This window comes from Providencia sp., from assembly GCF_003533305.1.
Classification (GTDB): domain Bacteria; phylum Pseudomonadota; class Gammaproteobacteria; order Enterobacterales; family Enterobacteriaceae; genus Providencia.
In genome coordinates this window covers 154,213-169,600 of the sequence record NZ_DOEH01000010.1, presented here as the reverse complement: position 1 = coordinate 169,600, position 15,388 = coordinate 154,213, and the positions used below count along the sequence as shown (strand labels likewise).

Here is a 15,388-nt window from a genome sequence, read left to right as displayed (position 1 = left end):
TTCAAATCCGGCTCCCGCAACCATATCTTAGTCAGCATATCTTGTCAGATATAATTATTTATTAGTATAGCTAGCAATTGTTGTTATCAATTTTAGTTATTATCTAGTTATTAAAAAATAATTGTCGGAATTTCTCATCGATTTGTCTAGACTTTCAAGATATACTAAGCATATGGTGAACCCGTGCACTACACGTGCACACAGGGTCCAGTTACTTAAAACCCCGAAATCGGGGTTTTTTGTTATTTGACAACCGAATTAACTGGGCTTTTATAGCCCTTTTTTTATGTCTGGGGGTGGGCTTGTCCACATTAGAACAAAAATTGACAGAGATGATTTCAGCACCTGTGGAAGCACTAGGCTTTGAATTTGTTGGCTTAGAGTTTATTCGTGGGCGTACATCGACACTGCGCATTTTCATTGATAGTGAAGAAGGCATCAATGTCGATGATTGTGCTGATGTAAGCCATCAGGTAAGCGCAGTATTGGATGTCGAAGATCCAATCGCTGTTGTTTATAACCTTGAGGTTTCGTCGCCAGGGCTTGAGCGTCCATTATTCACTATCGCTCATTATGAGCACTTTCTCGGTGAAGAAATATCTTTAACTTTACGTATAGCAATGCAGAACCGCCGCAGATGGCAAGGTATAATCAAGGCTATTGACGGTGAAATGATAACGGTTACTGTAGATGGTAAGGATGAGGTGTTCGCCCTGGGCAACATCCAGAAAGCTAACTTGGTACCCCACTTTTAATTAAGTTCAATGAGGCAACTAGGATGAACAAAGAAATTCTGGCTGTTGTTGAAGCGGTTTCTAACGAAAAATCCCTCCCTCGTGAAAAAATCTTCGAGGCTCTGGAAACTGCGCTTGCGACAGCAACCAAAAAGAAATACGAGCAAGAAATTGAAGTACGTGTAGAGATTGACCGTAAATCAGGTGATTTTGACACGTTCCGTCGTTGGTTGATTGTTGATCAAGTGACAATGCCAACGCGTGAAATTACAATTGAAGCTGCACAGTTTGAAGATCCTGAACTTCAACTGGGCGGTTATGTCGAAGACCAAATCGAATCAGTTGTATTTGACCGTATTACGACTCAAACGGCAAAACAAGTCATCGTTCAGAAAGTGCGTGAAGCTGAACGAGCAATGGTTGTAGAGCAATTTCGCAAGCAACAAGGTGAAATTATCACCGCGCAAGTTAAAAAGGTTAATCGTGAAAATATCACATTAGATCTTGGTAACAATGCTGAAGCTGTGATTTTGCGTGAAGATATGTTGCCACGTGAAAATTTCCGCCCAGGTGACCGCATCCGCGGAGTCCTGTATGATGTTCGTCCAGAAGCACGTGGAGCACAACTTTTTGTGACCCGTTCGCGCCCTGAGATGCTGGTTGAATTATTCCGCATCGAAGTGCCAGAAATTGGCGAAGAAATCATAGAAATTAAAGCTGCGGCTCGTGATCCTGGCTCTCGTGCTAAGATTGCGGTAAAAACTAACGATAAGCGTATCGACCCTGTCGGAGCTTGCGTTGGTATGCGTGGTGCAAGGGTTCAAGCGGTGTCTAGTGAACTAGGCGGCGAGCGAATTGATATTGTATTGTGGGATGATAACCCTGCTCAATTCGTGATTAATGCAATGGCTCCGGCTGATGTTGCATCTATTGTTGTCGATGAAGACAAATGCACAATGGATGTTGCCGTAGAAAGTAGTAATTTAGCGCAAGCAATTGGACGTAATGGACAAAATGTTCGCTTAGCGGCTCAGTTACTGAAATTACATCGTGGTGATGACAAGTGGGAATTGAATGTCATGACCGATGAAGAGCTAAATGCAAAACATCAAGCAGAAGCACATGCTTCTATTGATACATTCACCAAGCATCTTGATATTGATGAAGAGTTCGCCACTACACTTGTTGAAGAAGGCTTCTCGACGTTAGAAGAACTGGCTTACGTGCCAATCAAAGAGCTTCTGGAAATTGACGGTCTTGACTCCGATACCGTTGAACTTCTACGAGATAGAGCAAAAGCGGCCCTCACCACTATAGAATTGGCTCAAAAAGAGAGTCTCGGTGATAATCAGCCAGCAGAAGATTTGTTGAATCTTGAAGGTATGGATCGTACTCTTGCCTATACTTTGGCTACTCGTGGAATCTGTACACTGGAAGATCTTGCTGAGCAGGGCATCGACGACCTGATTGATATCGAAGGTCTGGATAAAGAGACCGCAGGTACACTCATTATGGCCGCGCGTAATATTTGCTGGTTCGGTAACGATGCGTAAACACTGTAGCAGGAAGGAACGGCATGACAGAAACTGTAAAAACATTAGCAACAGAAATTCAAACCACAGTTGATCGTCTGGTACAGCAATTTGCTGAAGCAGGGTTCAATAAAAGTGAAAATGACTCTGTTAGCCAGTCAGAAAAAGAAGCTTTACTGAACCACCTGAACCGCGAGCAAGGCGGAGTGGCGGGGCAGCCAAGCAAATTGACACTACAGCGTAAAACTCGTAGTACGTTGAGTGTCCCCGTCACCGGTGGCAAAAGCAAATCGGTAAATGTTGAAGTCCGCAAAAAACGCACTTATGTGAGCCGTGACGCTGAGCAAGCGAACGCGGAAGAACAGGCGCAGCGTGAAGCGGAAGAGCAAGCACAGCGCGAAGCTGAAGCTAAACGATTAGCAGAAGAAACTGCAAAACGTGAAGCAGAAGTAAACGCTAAACGTGATGCCGAAAATAAAGCAAAACGTGAAGCAGCTGATAAAGCTACGCGCGAAGCAGCGGAAAGAGAAAAAGTGAAACCAAGCGAAAATCATCAAAAACCAGGCAAGGCAAATGAAAGCAATGCCGAAAAACAACGCCGTGAAACTGAAGCTGCGGAGCTGAAGCGCAAAGCTGAAGAAGAAACACAGCGTAAAGTTGAAGCAGAAGCTCTTCGCGTTGCCGAAGAAGCGCGTAAAATGGCTGCTGAAAAAGGCGAAGAATGGACCGCTCCTGTGGTTGCTAAGCCTGAAGACGACAGCGATTATCACACAACTACATCGACTCATGCTCGTGCTGCAGAAGATGAGAATGACGCGAAAGAAGAAGGCCGTCGTTCTCGTAATCGTACCGCAAAAGCACCTCGTCAAAAGAAAGGTAATAAACTTTCTGAGAAAGCAGATCGCGAAGAAGAGCGTGCTGCAGGACGTTCAGGTCGTAATAAAGGGAAGCAACGTAAAGGTAGTTCTTTACAGCAAAGCTTCACTAAACCAGCAGCAGCAGTAAACCGTGATGTTATTATCGGTGAAACGATTTCTGTTGGCGAACTTGCTAATAAAATGGCTGTTAAAGGCTCGCAAGTTATTAAAACCATGATGAAAATGGGTGCAATGGCAACCATTAACCAAGTGATTGACCAAGAAACTGCACAGTTAGTTGCAGAAGAAATGGGTCACAAAGTTATTCTTCGTCGTGAGAATGAGTTAGAAGAAGCAGTAATGAATGACCGTGACATGGGTTCAGCAGCTCAAGAGCCTCGTGCTCCTGTTGTTACCATCATGGGCCACGTTGATCATGGTAAAACATCATTACTTGACTATATTCGTTCTACGAAAGTCGCTTCAGGCGAAGCAGGTGGTATTACTCAGCATATTGGTGCATACCATGTGCAGACTGATAAAGGTATGATTACCTTCCTGGATACCCCAGGTCACGCCGCGTTTACCTCAATGCGTGCTCGTGGTGCTCAAGCGACAGATATCGTTGTACTGGTTGTTGCAGCAGATGATGGTGTAATGCCACAAACAATTGAAGCTATCCAGCATGCTAAAGCGGCGGGTGTACCAATTGTTGTTGCTGTGAACAAAATGGATAAACCAGACGCTGACCTAGATCGTGTTAGAAATGAGCTGTCTCAGTACGGTGTTATTTCTGAAGAATGGGGTGGTGACACTCAGTTCATTGGCGTATCTGCTAAAGTCGGTACCGGTATTGATGAACTGTTAGACGCGCTTTTACTGCAAGCTGAAGTATTAGAGCTGAAAGCAGTTTATACGGGTATGGCAAGCGGTGTTGTGGTTGAATCTTACCTTGATAAAGGTCGTGGTCCTGTTGCGACTATCCTTGTTCAAGAAGGTACGTTAAACAAAGGCGACATCGTGCTGTGTGGATTTGAATATGGCCGTATTCGTGCGATGCGTAACGAATTAGGTAAAGAAGTTCAATCTGCAGGTCCTTCAATTCCAGTTGAAATTTTGGGACTTTCAAGTGTTCCTTCAGCCGGTGATGAAGCAACCGTTGTTCGTGATGAGAAAAAAGCGCGTGAAGTTGCTCTGTATCGTCAAGGCAAATTCCGTGATGTGAAACTTGCACGTCAGCAGAAATCTAAACTTGAAAACATGTTTGCGAACATGGAAGAAGGTAAAGTTTCTGAACTGAACATCGTTCTAAAAACAGATGTTCAGGGTACCTGTGAAGCGATTACTGACTCATTGATGAAGTTATCTACTGATGAAGTAAAAGTGAAAATCATTGGTTCAGGCGTGGGTGGTATCACTGAGACGGATGCAACTCTGGCTGCGGCATCGAATGCGATTATTCTTGGCTTTAACGTTCGTGCAGATGCTTCTGCTCGTCGTGTTATTGAAAGTGAAAGTGTCGATTTACGTTACTACTCAGTTATCTATAGCTTGATTGATGAAATCAAACAAGCGATGAGCGGTATGCTTGCACCTGAATACAAACAGCAAATTATTGGTCTTGCCTCTGTTCGTGATGTGTTTAAATCACCTAAATTTGGCGCAGTTGCTGGTTGTATGGTTACAGAAGGTACAATCAAACGTAATAATCCGATCCGTGTTCTACGTGATAACGTGGTTATTTACGAAGGCGAGTTGGAATCACTACGTCGCTTTAAAGATGACGTGAGTGAAGTTCGTAACGGTATGGAATGTGGTATCGGTGTTAAGAACTACAATGACGTCCGTGTCGGCGATATGATTGAAGTCTTCGAAATAATTGAAATTAAACGTTCTATTGACGGCTAATCTCTTTTATTTCTTTAAGAATTCATCTTTCATGGGGGGCTATTGCCCCCCAAATTGTCAGGAGAAATAACGATGGCAAAAGAATTCAGTCGTTCTCAGCGCGTAGCGCAAGAAATGCAAAAAGAAATTGCGATTATCTTACAGCGCGAAATTAAAGATCCTCGTATTGGCATGGCCACCGTTTCTGGTGTTGATTTGTCAAGGGATTTAGCATACGGAAAAGTGTTTGTGACCTTTTTTAATATTGCTAGCGAAAAAACTGAAGCTGAAATGGTAAAAGATGGCATTAAAGCATTGAATGAAGCTGCGGGTTTTATTCGTTCTTTACTAGGGAAAGAGATGCGTTTACGTATCGTTCCTGAATTGACGTTCGAATACGATAGCTCATTAGTAGACGGTATGCGTATGTCTAACCTCGTTTCGAATGTTATTCGTGATGATGAAGAACGTCGTGCCGATGCAGAAGATAAAGAGGCAAAATAATGGGTCGTCGTCGTAGCGGTCGTGATATACATGGCGTATTGCTGCTGGATAAACCTACTGATATTTCTTCAAATGATGCGCTGCAAAAAGTGCGGCGCCTTTTCAATGCAAACAAGGCAGGTCATACGGGGGCATTAGATCCGTTAGCAACAGGTATGTTACCTATTTGCCTTGGTGAAGCAACGAAGTTTTCCCAGTTTTTACTCGATTCAGATAAACGTTATCGCGTTATTGCCCGTCTTGGACAACGCACGGATACTTCAGATTCTCATGGAGAAATTATCAGTGAGCGTAACGTTGAGTTTACACAACAGCAACTTGATGATGCTTTAAATTATTTTCGCGGTGATACTCTTCAGGTTCCTTCCATGTATTCTGCATTAAAGCACCAAGGTCGTCCCTTGTATGAATATGCACGAAAAGGAATCACTATAGAGCGTGAAGCACGTCCTATAACCGTATATGAATTACAGTTTATTGGTTTAGAAAATAATGAGTTAGAATTAGAAGTCCATTGTTCTAAAGGGACTTATATTCGCACTATTATTGATGATTTAGGTGAGATGTTAGGCTGTGGTGCTCATGTTATTTATCTGCGCCGATTGCAAGTAGCCAATTATCCTTATGAAAAAATGGTCACACTCGAACAGCTAGCGGCGTTGAGAGCAAAAATAGATGAAGGTGAAGATTCTTTTGAATCATTACTTGATTCATTACTCTTACCTATGGATACCGCGGTTATCCATTTCCCTACTGTTAATTTAACGGAAGATACTACAATACTTTTTCAGTTAGGTCAGCCTGTTCATGCGGATATACAAGGCCTAGCAGAAGGCGATATGCTCAGAGTTACTAGTGGCGAAGCGCAACGGTTTATTGGTATCGCGCTGGTTAGTGAAGATGGGCGTGTTGCACCAAAGCGCTTAGTCGTAGAAAATGAGCCTTCTGTATAGTGGCTTTTATTGCTTTGCGCTTATAAGCAGCGTAGAATGGCGGCGCTTAATCTGTGAGATGCTAAATTAGAGATTGGCTCTCATTACATACAATTATATCTATTTTTGGAGTTTATTATGTCTCTAAGTACTGAAGCAAAAGCGAAAATCGTTGCTGAGTTTGGTCGCGGCGAAAACGACACTGGTTCAAGCGAAGTTCAAATTGCTTTGCTAACTGCGCAAATTAACCATCTGCAAAGCCACTTTTCAGAGCACAAAAAAGATCACCATAGTCGTCGTGGTCTGCTGCGTATGGTTGCTCAGCGTCGTCGCTTACAAGCTTACTTGAAAGGCAAAGATATCGCGGGTTATACTGCTCTAATCGAGCGTTTAGGTCTGCGTCGCTAATCTAGTCAGTTTCAGAGGAAAGGGGCCAAATGGCCCCTTTTCTTCTAAAAGTTTTTTTTAAAAAATTATTTTGAATGTTGAAGTAATATTCGAATTTTACTTAACTTAAATGTTAAGCTATAACTCATAGTGTATTATTTTAGCTAATATCTCTTTTTAGCTGCATCCAATTCGCGCGGCTAATGAAAGTGTTGATCATTTGAATATCAATCTTTTCATTAGTCGCGAGGCTGTAGTAGGAAGAGCAAGCCAATGCTATCGGAGATGCTCAGGTAGCCTTACAAAAAGGGTAATATTGTGTTAAATCCTATTGTTCGTAAATTTCAGTACGGTCAACATACCGTAACGATTGAAACAGGCATGATGGCTCGTCAGGCAACTGCAGCTGTGATGGTAAATATGGATGATACCGCAGTATTCGTTACTGTGGTTGCTCAGAAAAAAGTTAAAGAAGGTCAAAATTTCTTTCCTTTAACTGTTAACTATCAAGAACGCACCTATGCAGCAGGCCGTATCCCAGGTAGCTTCTTCCGTCGTGAAGGTCGTCCTGGTGAAGGCGAGACGCTGATCGCTCGTTTGATTGACCGTCCACTGCGTCCATTATTCCCAGATAGTTTTTTGAATGAAATTCAAATTATTGCAACAGTTGTTTCGGTTAACCCACAAGTTAACCCTGATATGGTTGCGATGATTGGTGCATCAGCTGCATTAGCACTGTCAGGCGTACCATTTAATGGTCCTATCGGTGCAGCGCGTGTTGGTTTTATCAATGACCAATATGTTCTTAATCCAACTGCTGATGAACTAAAAACAAGCCGTCTTGACTTGGTTGTTGCAGGTACAGATAACGCGGTATTAATGGTTGAGTCAGAAGCTGAACTGTTAAGTGAAGAACAAATGCTGGGTGCCGTTGTGTTTGGTCATGAGCAACAGCAAGTTGTTATTCAAAATATTAATGAGTTAGTGAAAGAAGCTGGTAAAGAGAAATGGGATTGGCAGCCAGAGCCAATTAACCAAGTTCTGCATGACCGTATTGCTGTGTTAGCAGAAAGCCGTATGGGCGATGCTTACCGTATCACTGAAAAACAAGAGCGTTATGCTCAAGTTAATTTGATTAAAGATGAAGTGACTGCAACTTTAGTTGCTGAAGATGAAACTGTTGATGTTTCTGAAGTTTCTGACATTCTTGCTAGCTTAGAAAAACAAGTTGTTCGTAGCCGTGTTATTCGTGGTGAGCCACGTATAGATGGTCGTGAGAAAGATATGGTTCGTGCGCTTGATGTACGTACTGGTGTCCTTCCACGTGCTCATGGTTCTGCACTGTTTACTCGTGGTGAAACTCAGGCTCTAGTGGCAGCAACGTTAGGTACTGAACGTGATGCACAGGTGATTGACCAAATTATGGGTGAATACACTGACCGCTTCTTGTTCCATTACAACTTCCCTCCATACTCTGTTGGTGAAACTGGCATGGTCGGTTCACCTAAACGTCGTGAAATTGGTCATGGCCGTTTAGCAAAACGTGGTGTATTGGCCGTTATGCCAAATCACGCAGACTTCCCATACACGATCCGTGTTGTTTCTGAGATTACAGAATCTAATGGTTCGTCATCTATGGCGTCTGTTTGTGGTGCATCACTTGCTCTTATGGATGCAGGTGTACCAATTAAAGCCGCTGTTGCTGGTATTGCAATGGGTCTGGTTAAAGAAGGCAATGATTTCGTCGTTCTTTCTGATATCTTAGGTGATGAAGATCACTTAGGTGATATGGACTTTAAAGTTGCTGGTAGCCGTGAAGGTATCAGTGCACTGCAAATGGACATTAAAATCGAAGGTATCACAAGTGAAATCATGAAAGTTGCATTGAACCAAGCTAAAGGTGCACGTTTGCATATTCTTGGTACAATGGAACAGGCAATCAATGGTCCACGTGAAGAAATCTCTGAATTTGCACCACGTATCTATACCATCAAAATTAACTCTGACAAAATCAAAGATGTTATCGGTAAAGGCGGCTCAGTCATTCGTGCACTGACCGAAGAAACGGGTACAACTATTGAAATCGAAGATGATGGTACAGTTAAGATTGCTGCAACTGATGGTTTGAAAGCAAAAGAAGCTATTCGCCGCATTGAAGAAATCACGGCTGAAGTTGAAGTTAACCGTGTTTACCAAGGTAAAGTAACTCGTATTGTCGACTTTGGTGCTTTTGTTGCAATCGGTGGTGGTAAAGAAGGTTTAGTCCATATTTCTCAAATCGCTGATAAGCGTGTAGAGAAAGTGACTGATTACCTGCAAATGGGTCAAGAAGTTCCTGTTAAGGTATTAGAAATCGATCGTCAAGGTCGTATTCGCCTTAGCATGAAAGAAGCTGTTGCAACTGATGAAACACCAGTACAACAGGACTCAGCAGAGTAAGCTGAACCAAAAATCCAGCGCTCTAAAGTTTAAGGGCGCTATCAGCTAAATTTGCTGAACAAAGTGGTAATTTAAGGGCGGAGTATGTTGAACGGTATCTGTCTTCGGTTTAGAGACTTTAACACGTTAATTCGTGTGGTTTCTGCGCTTATCTTTTTTGTTATCGTTGGATGTAGCAATCAAGATTGGCGAAAAAACGAGGTTCTTGCTGTTCCACTTCAACCTTCATTACAACAAGAAGTGATACTGGCTCGCATGGAACAAATCCTTGCGAGTCGGTCTTTAACCGATGATGAGTACGCACAGCTTTTATATGAGCGCGGTGTGTTGTATGATAGTCTAGGTTTAAGGGCACTGGCGCGTAACGATTTTTCGACTGCGTTAGCCATACGTCCTGATATTCCTGAGATTTTTAACTTTCTAGGAATATATTTTACGCAGGCAGGCAATTATGATGCTGCCTATGAAGCGTTTGATTCTGTTTTAGAACTTGATCCAACTTACAATTTCGCGCAAATGAATCGTGGCATCGCATTATATTACGGTGGACGATACAAACTAGCGCAGGATGATCTGCTGGCGTATTATCAGATAGATCCAAATGATCCTTTTCGTACTCTATGGCTTTATCTTGTAGAAAAAGACATAGACCCGCGTATGGCGCAAGATAATCTTGCAGCTCGCTACACACAAGCGGAGAAGGGGCAATGGGGCTGGAATATCGTAGAATTTTATCTTGGCAACATTAATGAAAAAACATTAATGGAGCGCTTGAAAGAAACTTCTGCGGATAACACTTCGCTCGCTGAGCATCTCAGTGAAACAAACTTCTATTTAGGTAAACATTACCTAAGTCTGGGGGATAAGGATAGCGCAGCTGCGTTATTCAAACTGACGGTAGCTAACAACGCTCACAGCTTTGTTGAACACCGCTATGCATTGTTGGAATTGGCGCTATTAGGCCAAGAACAAGACGACCTTTCAGAATCGGGCCAGCAATAGCTGACGAACATTTCACTATTATTTTTTAAGTCATCATCCCTAGGGATGACGGCCTATTTGTTCGTTTAATAACACAATTTGAGCCAGTTCACATTTTAAATGATAATGACCGAAATGATTTTCGTGGAGTTATGTAAACTGGCCGCCACTAAGTATAAGGCACCTTTACATGACTACTGAGACCGATATTTCTTTTGCTGAGTTAGGTTTATCAGCACCAATTTTGGCTGCACTAAACGACCTGGGATATGAAAAACCTTCTCCGATTCAGAAACAATGTATTCCATTGTTACTGAGCGGCAATGATGTACTGGGTATGGCACAAACGGGTAGTGGTAAAACTGCTGCGTTTGGTGTGCCATTACTGAATAACATCGACCCAGAATTAAAAGCACCGCAAATCCTAGTATTAGCACCAACTCGTGAGTTGGCGGTACAAGTTGCGGAAGCGATGAGTGATTTCTCTAAACATATGAGCCGCGTTAATGTTGTTGCCCTGTATGGCGGACAACGTTATGACGTGCAATTACGCGCCTTACGCCAAGGTCCACAAATTGTTGTGGGTACACCAGGTCGTCTTCTTGATCACCTGAAGCGTGGGACTTTAGATCTTTCTAAACTGAAAGGCTTAGTATTAGACGAAGCTGATGAAATGTTAAGAATGGGCTTTATTGAAGATGTTGAAAACATCATGAGCCAAATCCCAGCAAATCATCAAACTGCATTGTTCTCTGCTACTATGCCAGATCCGATCCGTCGTATTACACGTCGTTTCATGAAAGATCCTAAAGAAGTTCGCATTCAAGCGAGTGTTACTACACGTCCTGATATCTCACAAAGCTATTGGACAGTAAGTGGCATGCGTAAAAATGAAGCATTAGTTCGTTTCTTAGAAGCGGAAGATTTTGATGCTGCAATTATTTTCGTTCGTACCAAAAATGCAACACTAGAAGTAGCTGAAGCGCTTGAACGTAGTGGCTATAATAGTGCAGCATTGAATGGTGATATGAACCAAGCACTGCGTGAACAAACTCTCGAGCGTTTAAAAGATGGCCGTTTGAACATCCTGATTGCAACTGACGTTGCAGCACGTGGTCTTGATGTTGAGCGTATTAGCTTAGTTGTTAACTACGACATCCCAATGGATGCTGAATCATACGTTCACCGTATTGGCCGTACTGGTCGTGCAGGTCGTGCAGGTCGTGCTTTACTGTTCGTTGAGAACCGTGAACGCCGTCTTCTGCGCAACGTTGAACGCACTATGAAAATGGTTATTCCTGAAGTTGAATTACCAGATGCAAACGTATTAAGCGAGCGTCGTCAGGCTAAATTTGCTGAAAAAGTTCAACAACAACTGGATAGCAGTGATTTAGATAAATACCGTGCATTATTGGCAAAAATATCTCCATCTGAAGATGTAGATATGGAAACATTAGCAGCTGCATTGCTGAAAATGGCCCAAGGTGAACGTGCTTTAATTCTGCCACCAGATGCACCGCGCCGTCCGCGTCGTGAATCAAATGACCGTGACCGTGGTGATGATCGTCGTCGTGGTGACCGTGACCGCAATAGCGGAAACAGCAATGGTAACAGCTTTGACCGTGCAGAACGCGGTGAACGTGGTGGCCGTCGTGAGCGTCGTGATGTTGGTGATATGGAAATGTATCGTATTGAAGTGGGTCGTGATGATGGTGTGGAAGTTCGTCACATTGTTGGTGCGATTGCTAACGAAGCAGATATCAGCAGCCGTTATATTGGTAACATTAAATTGTATGGTACACATACAACGATTGAATTACCAAAAGGCATGCCAACTGAAGTGTTAGGTCACCTAAGCCGTGCACGTGTATTGAATAAACCAATGCAAATGCAATTGATGGGTGATGCACAACCATTTGAACGTCGTACTGAACGCCGTAGTGGTCCTCGTCGTGATGGCGGAAGTGAAGGTGGTTTCGGCGCGGGTCGTCGTAATGACCGTGGTGGAGAGCGTGGTGCTGACCGTGGTGGCGAGCGTCGTGGTGGTGGTGAAAGCCGTGGCCGTGCGAATTCAAGCTCAGCTCCTCGTAGCCAAGATGCGAACACAGCAGCTCCACGTCGTCGTAGCAGCAGCCATAACGCGTAATAGCATGATTTAATGGAAGTATTTAAAACTTCCATTATGAAATAATATTTAAACTGCACCCTAAAAGTTGAGAATCAACTGATTAAGGTGCAGTTTTTTTATTTATTCTTAGTTGAGTCGTTTTTTTAATTAAAAGTTTTATTTTTGATTTAACAACGTTTCTGCTTGTTTTTGAGACATTGGTAAATCGTCATGACTTACCACAACTTTTTTCACTTTATGATTGAATGCGCTGACTACGACCTCTTCTAAAACTCTGACCTCAACAGGGCTCAGGCCACCTTCATTTTTTTCGAGTGCTTGGACAACAATTCGATGGTGAGGTGTTAAAGGCATTCTGACACTAAGCTTCATTGCATCAATAAGTTGAAATAAAACATATTCAGCAGTAGCAAAATCACCAATAATTAATCTAGATGAAGAGAACTCCCCTGTTACGCTGTGTTCTTCATGGGTTTCAACATTTTTTAAAGTCATTGAATTTGTACGAATTTGAAGATAAAAATCGGCCATTATATTGCTCCTTTTTATGATGAATTAAATCAACCCAAGTGCTTCTTTTAGCGGTTTCAAATAACGCCGGCTGACAGGGATATGTTCTCCAGAGCTTAGAACTAACTCTGCTTGACCACTATCGCCAAGGAGGATCTCGTTTAATTGGGTCATATTAACGAGATATTGGCGGTGACAACGAATTAATGGCGTGCGCATTTCAAGCGTGCGCAGTGTCAGCTCGGTGAATCCCTCTTGACCTTGCGTACTCATGACGTAGACACCGCTCATACGTGAGGTGATATAGAGAACGTCATCTAATTTCATTAAATAAATACGGCTGTGGCCTGTGCACGGAATAAATTTAAGCGGCTCATTGCTGCTTAGTAATTCCAAATTTTGTTTTTGTTTGCCTTGGCGTAACCGGTGTAAGGTTTTATTTAACCTTTCATTTTCTAATGGTTTTAATAAATAATCAAAAGCATGTTCTTCAAACGCTTGAATCGCAAACTCATTAAAGGCTGTTAGAAAAACGATATGAGGGCGTTCTTCTGAATCAAGCATACTGACCATTTCAAGGCCAGTAATCCGCGGCATTTGGATATCTAAAAAAACAACATCGGGCTTTTTTTTATGGATAATGCCAATAGCTTCAATTGCATTGCTACATTCACCAATGATTTCAATATCATCATGTTCTTCAAGTAAACAACGTAAATTTTCACGGGCAAGTGGTTCATCATCAACAATTAATACATTCATAGAAATTCAATTATGTTATTTTTTTAAAGTGTAGGGTAGGCGTATTTTCATTCGTGTAAATTGTTCAGGTTCACACTCAACATTGATGCCATATTGTTCGCCATATTTTAAGCGAAGGCGCTTATCGACTAAGCTCATTCCCAGTCCATCACATTTCGTTGCGGGTTTATAGAGGCCCGCATTATCTTCAATTTCGATATAAACATGTTCACTGCGAATATAGCTGCGTATTGTAATGTATCCGGTCTCTAATAACTGTGAGGTGCCATGTTTAATTGCATTCTCTACCAAGGGTTGTAACGTGAAAGCAGGCAATTCCACATGTTTTACATCATTAGGGATATCTAAATGAATTTGTAAGTTTTCTCTAAAACGCGCCTTTTCAATTTGTAAGTAGGCATTGATGTGTTCTAGCTCTTCTTCAAATGTTGCATTTTGTTCGGGACGTTTTAAGTTATTGCGAAAGAAGGTCGAAATATACTGCACCAGTTGGCTGGCTTGTTGGCTATCTTTACGAATAACGGCTTGTAAGGTATTAAGCACGTTAAATAAAAAGTGAGGGTTCACTTGTGCGTGAAGCAGTTTTACCTCTGATTGCAGTAAAGATTGTTTATTACGTTCATATTGTCCGGCTAAAATTTGAGCGGAGAATAAGCTGGCAATCCCTTCGCCCAAGGTGCGGTTAATTGAGCTAAAGAGTCGATTTTTAGCTTCATATAGCTTAATTGTGCCAATAACGCGATCGTTCTCACCTCGTAAAGGAATAACAAGGGCAGAACCTAGTTTACAGCTCGGACTAAGGGAGCATTTATAGGGTGTTTCACTACCATCGGCATAGACAACTTCATTGTTTTCAATAGCTCTTCTTGATTGTTCTGAGGCAATTTGCGTTCCGAGCCGATGATGATCGGCACCTAATCCAATAAAAGCCAGTATTTTTTCACGATCGGTAATCGCAACCGCGCCAATTTCTAATTCTTGGTAAATAATTTTTGCAACTTTCATGCTGTTATCAGCGTTGAAGCCTGATCGTAAAATACCATCGGTACAAAGTGCAATCTTGAGGGCTTGCGCTGAAAATGCACTGGTGTATTTTTCAACAATAGCGCGTCTATCCAGTAAGATACGAATAAACATCGCAGCGCCAATTGTATTAGCAATTACCATTGGGGCAGCAATGTTTTTGACTAATTCTAATGCTTCATCAAAAGGACGAGCGAGTAAAAGAATAATGAGCATTTGAATTATTTCAGCGATGAAAGTGACACAACTCGCGGTGACGGGATTAAATATCTTATTAATTTCTCCCCGTTTCATATAATAACGATGTACCAAGCCACCAATGAGACCTTCAACAATAGTCGAAATCATGCAGCTAAATGCGCTCATACCCCCTAGTGAATAGCGATGTAAGCCTCCAGTGAAACCAACGGCAAAACCAACAACAGGGCCTCCAAGTAAGCCACCAAGAACCGCTCCAATTGCACGAGTATTCGCAATTGAATCATTAATGTGTAAGCCAAAGTATGTCCCGATAATACAAAACACAGAGAAAATCAGGTAACACATCACTTTGTGAGGTAAGCGGATACTCACTTTTAGTAGAGGAATGACGAGTGGGGTTCGACTTAGCGCCCAAGCGATAACTAGGTATACGCACATCTGTTGGAGTAGGAGTAAAATTAAATCAAATTCGTACATGCTCGTCATACTTCATGTTGTGGGGGTGTTGACT

Annotated in this window: 12 protein-coding genes; 9 read left to right on the top strand and 3 right to left on the bottom strand. The window is 42.3% G+C overall.

What is annotated here, in order from left to right:
- Positions 1–302 precede the first annotated feature (302 nt).
- The 9 genes from rimP (at position 303) to DD649_RS04790 (ending at position 12,399) form a co-directional block, all read left to right on the top strand.
- The gene (gene rimP, locus DD649_RS04830) at positions 303–755 is read left to right on the top strand and encodes a ribosome maturation factor RimP (RefSeq protein WP_294104432.1); all 453 of its coding nucleotides are present in this window, start codon (positions 303–305) and stop codon (positions 753–755) included.
- Positions 756–778: 23 nt separating this feature from the next.
- Positions 779–2,287 (top strand): transcription termination factor NusA, encoded by a 1,509-nt coding sequence (gene nusA, locus DD649_RS04825; RefSeq protein ID WP_294104170.1) that lies wholly within the window; start codon positions 779–781, stop codon positions 2,285–2,287.
- A 23-nt stretch (positions 2,288–2,310) separates the two neighbouring features.
- Positions 2,311–5,031: a translation initiation factor IF-2 gene (infB, locus tag DD649_RS04820; protein WP_294104168.1), complete on the top strand. Its 2,721-nt coding sequence runs from the start codon at positions 2,311–2,313 to the stop codon at positions 5,029–5,031.
- A gap of 72 nt (positions 5,032–5,103) precedes the next feature.
- Positions 5,104–5,514, top strand: a complete 411-nt coding sequence (gene rbfA / locus DD649_RS04815; RefSeq protein WP_294104166.1) for a 30S ribosome-binding factor RbfA — start codon at positions 5,104–5,106, stop codon at positions 5,512–5,514.
- Positions 5,514–6,467, top strand: a complete 954-nt coding sequence (gene truB, locus DD649_RS04810; RefSeq protein WP_294104164.1) for a tRNA pseudouridine(55) synthase TruB — start codon at positions 5,514–5,516, stop codon at positions 6,465–6,467. Before rbfA ends, truB begins: the two co-directional genes overlap by 1 nt.
- Positions 6,468–6,584: 117 nt before the next feature.
- Positions 6,585–6,854 (top strand): 30S ribosomal protein S15, encoded by a 270-nt coding sequence (gene rpsO, locus DD649_RS04805; protein ID WP_294104162.1) that lies wholly within the window; start codon positions 6,585–6,587, stop codon positions 6,852–6,854.
- Positions 6,855–7,151: 297 nt separating this feature from the next.
- Entirely contained in the window at positions 7,152–9,272 is a 2,121-nt protein-coding gene (gene pnp, locus DD649_RS04800; protein WP_294104160.1) for a polyribonucleotide nucleotidyltransferase, read from the top strand.
- Positions 9,273–9,356: 84 nt separating this feature from the next.
- A complete protein-coding gene (nlpI, locus tag DD649_RS04795) occupies positions 9,357–10,274 on the top strand; it encodes a lipoprotein NlpI (protein ID WP_294104158.1) in 918 nt (305 codons plus the stop codon).
- Between the two features lie 169 nt (positions 10,275–10,443).
- Positions 10,444–12,399: a DEAD/DEAH family ATP-dependent RNA helicase gene (locus DD649_RS04790; RefSeq protein ID WP_294104156.1), complete on the top strand. Its 1,956-nt coding sequence runs from the start codon at positions 10,444–10,446 to the stop codon at positions 12,397–12,399.
- 138 nt (positions 12,400–12,537) lie between these two features.
- On the opposite strand, the gene DD649_RS04785 is transcribed toward DD649_RS04790, so the two are convergent.
- Genes DD649_RS04785 through DD649_RS04775 form a run of 3 tightly spaced genes read right to left on the bottom strand, consistent with a single transcriptional unit; the run spans position 12,538 to position 15,354 of the window.
- Complete coding sequence (locus DD649_RS04785) at positions 12,538–12,912, bottom strand: YjaA family stress response protein (RefSeq protein WP_294104154.1); 375 nt, start codon at positions 12,910–12,912, stop codon at positions 12,538–12,540.
- Between the two features lie 24 nt (positions 12,913–12,936).
- Complete coding sequence (gene btsR / locus DD649_RS04780; protein ID WP_294104152.1) at positions 12,937–13,653, bottom strand: two-component system response regulator BtsR; 717 nt, start codon at positions 13,651–13,653, stop codon at positions 12,937–12,939.
- A 15-nt stretch (positions 13,654–13,668) separates the two neighbouring features.
- A complete protein-coding gene (locus DD649_RS04775) occupies positions 13,669–15,354 on the bottom strand; it encodes a sensor histidine kinase (protein WP_294104430.1) in 1,686 nt (561 codons plus the stop codon).
- Positions 15,355–15,388 lie beyond the last annotated feature (34 nt).

Excerpts from the sequence above, each read along its gene's own strand:
- nusA (WP_294104170.1), top strand. The coding sequence starts at position 779 with ATGAACAAAGAAATTCTGGCTGTTGTTGAAGCGGTTTCTAACGAAAAA.
- infB (WP_294104168.1), top strand. The coding sequence starts at position 2,311 with ATGACAGAAACTGTAAAAACATTAGCAACAGAAATTCAAACCACAGTT.
- rbfA (WP_294104166.1), top strand. The coding sequence starts at position 5,104 with ATGGCAAAAGAATTCAGTCGTTCTCAGCGCGTAGCGCAAGAAATGCAA.
- truB (WP_294104164.1), top strand. The coding sequence starts at position 5,514 with ATGGGTCGTCGTCGTAGCGGTCGTGATATACATGGCGTATTGCTGCTG.
- rpsO (WP_294104162.1), top strand. The coding sequence starts at position 6,585 with ATGTCTCTAAGTACTGAAGCAAAAGCGAAAATCGTTGCTGAGTTTGGT.
- nlpI (WP_294104158.1), top strand. The coding sequence starts at position 9,357 with ATGTTGAACGGTATCTGTCTTCGGTTTAGAGACTTTAACACGTTAATT.
- DD649_RS04790 (WP_294104156.1), top strand. The coding sequence starts at position 10,444 with ATGACTACTGAGACCGATATTTCTTTTGCTGAGTTAGGTTTATCAGCA.
- DD649_RS04785 (WP_294104154.1), bottom strand. The coding sequence starts at position 12,912 with ATGGCCGATTTTTATCTTCAAATTCGTACAAATTCAATGACTTTAAAA.
- btsR (WP_294104152.1), bottom strand. The coding sequence starts at position 13,653 with ATGAATGTATTAATTGTTGATGATGAACCACTTGCCCGTGAAAATTTA.
- DD649_RS04775 (WP_294104430.1), bottom strand. The coding sequence starts at position 15,354 with ATGTACGAATTTGATTTAATTTTACTCCTACTCCAACAGATGTGCGTA.